Here is a 1,045-nt window from a genome sequence, read left to right on the forward strand (position 1 = left end):
TAGTTCCCATTTCCATCATTAGTAACGGTTATATCGTTTGTACCTACTACAGTCTCTCTATAATCCGATAAATCTATCGCATTTGAATCCACTCCATTTACGGTACTTACCAACTCATCACTACCATTTAATGTTAATGTATTACTATTTATAATACTTACATTTGCTCCTGTTACGCCATCTACTGTTGTACTTAATGCATTTCCACTACTTGTATTAGATACCGTTGTTGCTGGAACTAATGCACTCTTATCTATCCACTCTACTACTCCTGCAGGATTTGTAACTAAAACTTTATCATTTCCGCCTGATGAAACATCTTCCGCTAAAATGGTTCCGTTTACTATATTTTCTGTCTGTACTGCATTGTTTGCTAACTTTGCATTTGTAATTGCATTGTCTCTTACATCTAGAACTACATCCGTAAAAACAGAATCGTCTCCGCCTGTTACATCTATTGTATTATCTCCTGAAGTAATATTTCCATCGGCTAGTGCAGCTTCATTAACTTCTAATGCGCCTGTTGTTACATTCTGAGTTAAGCCTGACCCTGCCACATCTGCATTGATCGTAGAAGCATTTACTGCATCTGCTGCGATATCTGCACTTGCAATTGTACCATCTAAAATTTCCGTAGTAGTAATAGCATCATCTGACATCTTTACATTGGTAATAGCATTATCTGCAATTGTCAACGTTACATTATTCAATGTTGCGTTAGAACCACCTGTAACGTCAATATCACTTGATGTTATACTTCCGTCACCAACTATATCTGTAGGATCTACTGTTACTCTATACTCTGTATTATTTCCTGTTACACTTGAGGTAACATCTATTCCTGTTCCTTCTACTACTGTTGTAGTTAGTTCACTAGAGGTAATACTTGCATCTAGCTCTTCTAAAGCAGATTGCACATCTGTACTTGTTATATTGCCTGCTGGATTTACTGAAACTTCACCCGCATTTTGATTATCGGTTACCATTGTCCAGTTAGCACCATCATATACATACAACTCATTGGTTGCTGTATCTAAATAAGTTA

The 1,045-nt window shown here is 36.7% G+C and carries 1 protein-coding gene; it reads right to left on the reverse strand.

Annotated elements, in window-relative coordinates; translation table 11 throughout:
• Positions 1-1,045 (reverse strand): hypothetical protein (locus tag Q0820_RS16890; protein ID WP_298489467.1); only part of this gene is annotated, 1,045 nt, incomplete at both ends.

Source organism: uncultured Maribacter sp. (genome assembly GCF_947495965.1).
In the GTDB taxonomy this organism is placed as follows: domain Bacteria; phylum Bacteroidota; class Bacteroidia; order Flavobacteriales; family Flavobacteriaceae; genus Maribacter_B.